This window comes from Streptomyces niveiscabiei (genome assembly GCF_001419795.1).
Taxonomy (GTDB): domain Bacteria; phylum Actinomycetota; class Actinomycetes; order Streptomycetales; family Streptomycetaceae; genus Streptomyces; species Streptomyces niveiscabiei.
The window spans coordinates 1-5,611 of the sequence record NZ_LIRL01001107.1; the positions used below are offsets into that span (position 1 = coordinate 1).

The window sequence follows — 5,611 nt, forward strand, 5'->3', positions numbered from 1 at the left end:
GGTTGGGGGGGAGGTGTTGGAGGAGGGTGGTGGTGAAGAGGTCGGCCAGGGCGTCGGTGTGGGTGCGGACCTCGTGGGCCGCGGCGAGGATGTCCGCGAGGGGGATGCCTTCGTGGACGAGGGTGGAGGAGACGTCGAGGAGGCGGCGGCTGATGTGGACGATCTCGTCGCCGTCGGTGCCGAGGTAGCCGAGGGAGAGGGCGGCGGCGAGGTTCTCGGGGGTGGTCTGGCCCTCGAAGCGGGCCGCGAGTTCCTCGGGGGTGAGGCGGACCGGTTCCTCTTCCGTGGGGGCGATGCCGAGGACGTCGGTGATGTCGCGGCCGTGGTCGAGGGCCTCGGCGAGTTCGGCGATGCCGGTGAGGGTGTGGCCGCGTTCGAGGAGCGCGGCGATGGTGCGCAGGCGCGCGAGGTGGTGGTCGTCGTACCAGGCGATGCGGCCCTCGCGGCGGGGCGGCGCGAGGAGCTTGCGTTCGCGGTAGAAACGCAGGGTCCGCACGGTGATGCCGGCCAGGGACGCCAGCTCCTCCATGCGGTATTCACGCTTCGCCGAGTTCTCGTCCTGCCTGTCCGCCACGCCCAGACCCTATGTCGTACCGCCGGTAACTTTCCCCCGTCCGACCCCTACCCATCGGTAGCGGGCTGCTCTACAGTCCGATTGTGCCAGTGATTACTGGCGCGGTCGCGCGAAGGAGGGCGTCCTCATGGCCGGACGCGAGCATGTGCGGGTGGCGGTCGTCGGGTCCGGGTTCGGCGGGCTCGGGGCCGCGGTGCGGTTGCGGCGCGAAGGGATCACCGACTTCGTGGTCCTGGAGCGCGCGGACAGCGTGGGCGGCACCTGGCGGGACAACACCTATCCGGGGTGCGCCTGCGACGTCCCGTCGCACCTGTACTCCTTCTCCTTCGCGCCCAACCCCGAGTGGCCGCGCACCTTTTCGGGCCAGGGCCACATCCGCGCCTACCTGGAGAAGGTCGCGGACGTCTTCGGAATCCGGCCACACCTACGCTTCGACTCCGAGGTCAGGCGGATGGTGTGGAACGCGGAGCGCCTGTGCTGGGACATCGAGACCGCGTCCGGTGAACTCTCCGCCGACATGGTCGTCTCGGCGACCGGCCCGCTCTCCGACCCGAAGACGCCGGACGTCCCCGGACTGGAGTCGTTCCCGGGCGAGGTGTTCCACTCCGCGCGCTGGAACCACGACTACGACCTGCGCGGCAAGCGCGTCGCGGTGATCGGCACGGGAGCGTCCGCGATCCAGATCGTCCCGGCGATCCAACCCCTCGTCTCCGGACTGACGTTGTTCCAGCGGACCCCGGCGTGGGTCATGCCGCGCGTCGACCGCGCGATCACCGGCGCCGAACGCGCCCTGCACCGAAAACTCCCCTTCACGACCCAGGCGCGGCGCGGACTCCTGTGGGGCATCCGGGAGTTGCAGGTCCAGGCGTTCACGAAACACCCCAACGAACTGGGTTTCGTCGAGCAGTTGGCCAAGCTCAACATCGCCAGGGCCGTCAAGGACCCGGTGCTGCGGGCCAAGTTGACCCCCGACTACCGCATCGGCTGCAAGCGCATCCTGCTGTCCAGCACCTACTACCCGGCGCTCGCGCAGCCCAACGTGGACGTCGTCGCGAGCGGCCTCGCCGAGATCCGCGGCAACACGCTGGTCGCCGCCGACGGCAGTACGGCGCAGGCCGACGCGATCGTCTTCGGCACCGGCTTCCACGTCACCGACATGCCGATCGCCGACCGCGTCGTGGGCGCCGACGGCCGTACTCTCGCCGAGAGTTGGGGGCGCGGCGGCATGGAGGCGCTGCGCGGCGCGGCGGTCGCCGGGTTCCCGAACTGGATGACGGTCATCGGACCCAACACCGGCCTCGGCAACTCCTCGATGATCCTGATGATCGAGTCGCAGCTCAACTACATGGCCGACTATCTGCGTCAACTCGACGTGCTGGGCGGGGAGGTGGCGCTCGACGCCCGCCCCAGCGCCGTGCACCGCTGGAACCGGCGCGTGCAGGACCGCATGGAGCGGACCGTCTGGAACACCGGCGGCTGCGTGAGCTGGTACCTGGACGCGCAGGGCCGCAACACGACCGTGTGGCCCGGTACGACGAGCGAGTTCCGCCGCGCGACCCGCCGCGTCGACCTGGCCGAGTACGAGGTGCTCAGGCGGCCCAGGAAACCGAACGAACCCAACTCCGCCACGGACAACGGCAGTTACGACGCCGTCGAGGTGACCGCGTGAGGACCCTCACGGCCACCTCCCGGGACGGCGCACCCCTGCACGTCGAGATCCACGGCCCCGCCACCGCGCCCGCCGTCGTCCTCGTGCACGGCTGGACCTGCTCAACCGCCTTCTGGCAGGCGCAGATCGACGACCTCTCCCGCGATCACCGTGTCATCGCCTACGACTTGAGAGGCCACGGCAACACCCCCGCGAGCCCGGCGGTCGGTACGACGGCCCTGGCCGACGACCTCGAAGCGGTGCTGCTCGCCACCCTCGCGCCGGACGAGAAGGCCGTGGTCGCCGGTCACTCGATGGGCGGCATGACGGTGATGGCCGCCGCGACGCGCCCGGCGTTCAAGGCACACGTCGCCGCAAGTCTCCTGTGCAGTACGGGGAGTTCGCGGCTGGTCGTCGAGTCGACGGTCGTCCCCCTCAAGGCCGGGCGGGTACGGACCTGGCTCACCGGGAAGATCATCGGCTCGAAGGCGCCGCTCGGCCCGGTCACCCCCGTCGGCAAGAAAATCCTCAAGTACGCGACCATGGGCCCCGGTTCAACACCCGAAGCGGTCGACAAGTGCGCGCGGATCGTCCACGCCTGCCCCCGCAAGGTGCGGTACGCCTGGGCGCGGGTCCTCGAATCACTCGAACTCGGCGACCAAGTCGCCCAGTTGACCGTCCCCACCGCCGTCGTCACCGGCACCGCCGACCGCCTCACCCCGCCCGTCCACGCCCGAGCCCTCGCCGCCGCGCTCCCCAACTGCCTCGGCCTCACCGAGCTGTACGGCATCGGCCACATGACCCCCGTGGAGGCGCCGGACCTCGTGAGCGCGCGGATACGCGAACTGACCACCACCTACAGCCAGTTGAAGGAGGGCGCATGAGCAAGGTGAGCCTCGACGGACAGGTCGCCGTGATCACCGGAGCCGCGCGCGGCGTCGGCGAGCTGCTCGCGCGGAAACTCTCCGCGCGCGGCGCGACCGTCGCCCTCGTCGGCCTCGAACCCGAGGCGCTCAAGGAGGTCTCCGAACGGCTGCACGGCGAGAGCGGCTACTGGTACGCCGACGTCACCGACCAGGACGCCATGAACCGGGTCGCCGAGGAGGTGAAGGAACGGTTCGGGAAGGTCGACATCGTCGTCGCCAACGCCGGGGTCGCCGCCGGGGGCACCTTCCTCGACTCCGACCCCGACGCGTGGCGGCGCGTCATCGAGGTCAACCTCATCGGCTCGGCCGTCACCGCCCGCGCGTTCCTGCCGGTCCTCATCGAGAGCCGCGGCTACCTCCTCCAGATCGCCTCCCTCGCCGCGCTCACCCCGGCGCCGATGATGAGCGCGTACTGCGCGTCCAAGTCCGGCGTCGAGGCGTACGCGCACAGCCTGCGCGCCGAGGTCGGCTACCGGGGGGTGCGCGTCGGCGTCGGCTACCTCTCCTGGACCGACACGGACATGGTGCGCGGCGCCGACCAGGACGACGTCATGCGCGAGCTGCGCCAGCGCTTGCCGTGGCCCGCCAACAAGACGTACCCCCTCGGTCCCGCCGTCGAGCGCATGGCCGACGGGATAGAGCGCCGGTCGAGCCACGTCTACGGCCAGTGGTGGCTGCGCGGGATGCAGGGTGTACGCGGGTACCTCCCCGGGGTGATCGGCTCGGTCGGCGGCCGGGAGATGCGCCGGGTAGCACCTCGGTTGTCCGGTATGAGTACGGGGCTGGTCGGGGCGGGCGGGACGGCGGACGAGGCAGCGAGAGCGGAGCGATCCCTCTGAGGTATGACGGGGAGCACGTACGCTGCGGACCATGCAGCGCACCGACACCGACGAAGCTTTCGTCCGCAGTCTTCTCCGCGAGCAGCAGCCCGACCTCGCCGACCTTCCGATCCGTCCCGTCGCGTCCGGCTGGGACAACCAACTCTGGCGGGTCGGCGAGGAGTTGGCGGTACGGCTGCCGATGACGGACCGTGCCCCCACGCTCCTCGCCCAGGAGTTCCGCTGGCTTCCGGAGCTGGCCGAGCGGCTACCGCTGCCCATTCCGACGCCCCGCAGGTTCAGCGAGCCGAGTGAGCTGTTCCCCCGGCCGTGGGCGGTCGTGGACTGGGTCCCGGGACAGCCCGCCGACGGCGTCGAGATCACCGACGGGCCGCGCTCGGCGGAAGCCCTCGCCGGGTTCCTCCGCGCGCTGCATCGGCCGGCCCCGCAGGACGCGCCCCTCAACCCGAGCCGCTGCGGCGAACTCGCCCCGCTCAAGGCCGGATTCGAGTCCGGGCTCGACAGCCTGGCGGACATCATCGACGTCCCCCGCGTCCGCGAGGTGTGGAACAGGGCCGTCGCCGCGCCGAGTTGGGACGGGCCGCCGGTCTGGGTGCACGTGGACCTCCACCCCGCCAACGCCGTCGTCACGGACGGCGTCCTCTCCGGGATCATCGACTTCGGCGACATGGGCGCCGGCGACCCGGCCGCCGACATCGCCGCCGCGTGGAAGCTGCTCCCCGAGGGCGCGGCGGACCCCTTCCTGCGCGCCTACGGCGTCACCGACGAGGCACTCGTCCACCGCGCCCAAGGCTGGGCCGTCCTCTCGGCGTTCGGCCTGCTCAGCGTCGGCCGGGCCTGGGAGAAGGGCCTGCCGGGCGGCCAGCCGACGTGGGGGAGGGCGGGCCGCCGGACTTTGGAGAGGGTGCTGGCGCACGGGGCGTAGGGGGTACCCCCGTACTACGGGTACTCCAGTACGGACGAGGACCTCAGTACGGACAGGTACCTCAGCACTACGGGTACCCCGGTACTACAGGGGTACCGACCTCACCCCTCCCGAGGCGGCAGCTTCGGCCGGGACCGGTCCGGTACCCCCCGATGGTCCGGCGGACTCGCCACCTCCCCCCGGTCCAGCAGCTCCAGCGCCAGCCCCACCGCGTCGTCCAGCTGAGCGTGCCGTCCCTCGGCCCAGTCCAGCGGCGTGCGCAGCGCCTCCATGTCGGGGTCGACGCCCCGGTTCTCCACCGACCACCCGAACGCGTCGAACCAGGCCGCGTTCATCGGCACGGTGATGACCGTGCCGTCGCCCAGCTCGTGCCGCCCGGTCATCCCCACCACGCCGCCCCACGTCCGCTGCCCCACCACCGGCCCGATCTTGAGCAGCTTGAACGCGGCGGTGATCATGTCGCCGTCGGAGGAGGTCGCCTCGTCGGCGAGGGCGACCACCGGTCCTCGGGGGGCGTTCGACGCGTACGACACCGGCTGGGCGTTGCGCGTGAGGTCCCACCCGAGGATCGTGCGGGACAGCTTCTCGACGACCAACTCGCTGATGTGGCCGCCCGCGTTGCCCCGGACGTCGACGATGAGCGCCGGCCGCGACACCTCCATCCGCAGGTCCCGGTTGAACTGCGCCCACCCCGACCCC

General features: G+C 71.3%; 6 protein-coding genes. 4 read left to right on the plus strand and 2 right to left on the minus strand.

What is annotated here, in order from left to right:
- Positions 1-529: MerR family transcriptional regulator (locus tag AOK24_RS40590; protein ID WP_055724925.1), on the minus strand; the 529-nt coding region annotated here is incomplete at its 3' end.
- 172 nt (positions 530-701) lie between these two features.
- Here AOK24_RS40590 and AOK24_RS40595 point away from each other — a divergent pair.
- The 4 genes from AOK24_RS40595 to AOK24_RS40610 are packed head-to-tail and all read left to right on the plus strand — an operon-like array spanning position 702 to position 4,912.
- A complete protein-coding gene (locus tag AOK24_RS40595) occupies positions 702-2,243 on the plus strand; it encodes a flavin-containing monooxygenase (protein WP_055724920.1) in 1,542 nt (513 codons plus the stop codon).
- A complete protein-coding gene (locus AOK24_RS40600) occupies positions 2,240-3,106 on the plus strand; it encodes an alpha/beta fold hydrolase (protein ID WP_055724921.1) in 867 nt (288 codons plus the stop codon). Before AOK24_RS40595 ends, AOK24_RS40600 begins: the two co-directional genes overlap by 4 nt.
- Positions 3,103-3,987, plus strand: coding sequence for an SDR family oxidoreductase (locus tag AOK24_RS40605; RefSeq protein WP_055724922.1), 885 nt, complete (start codon positions 3,103-3,105; stop codon positions 3,985-3,987). Before AOK24_RS40600 ends, AOK24_RS40605 begins: the two co-directional genes overlap by 4 nt.
- A gap of 31 nt (positions 3,988-4,018) precedes the next feature.
- A complete protein-coding gene (locus tag AOK24_RS40610) occupies positions 4,019-4,912 on the plus strand; it encodes an aminoglycoside phosphotransferase family protein (protein WP_055724923.1) in 894 nt (297 codons plus the stop codon).
- 101 nt (positions 4,913-5,013) lie between these two features.
- Here the strand turns inward: AOK24_RS40610 and AOK24_RS40615 are convergent.
- Positions 5,014-5,611 (minus strand): S41 family peptidase (locus AOK24_RS40615; protein WP_240554359.1); only part of this gene is annotated, 598 nt, incomplete at its 5' end.

Bases quoted from the DNA above. Each gene is read 5' to 3' on its own strand.
- AOK24_RS40605 (WP_055724922.1), top strand. From the start codon at position 3,103: ATGAGCAAGGTGAGCCTCGACGGACAGGTCGCCGTGATCACCGGAGCC.
- AOK24_RS40595 (WP_055724920.1), top strand. From the start codon at position 702: ATGGCCGGACGCGAGCATGTGCGGGTGGCGGTCGTCGGGTCCGGGTTC.
- AOK24_RS40610 (WP_055724923.1), top strand. From the start codon at position 4,019: ATGCAGCGCACCGACACCGACGAAGCTTTCGTCCGCAGTCTTCTCCGC.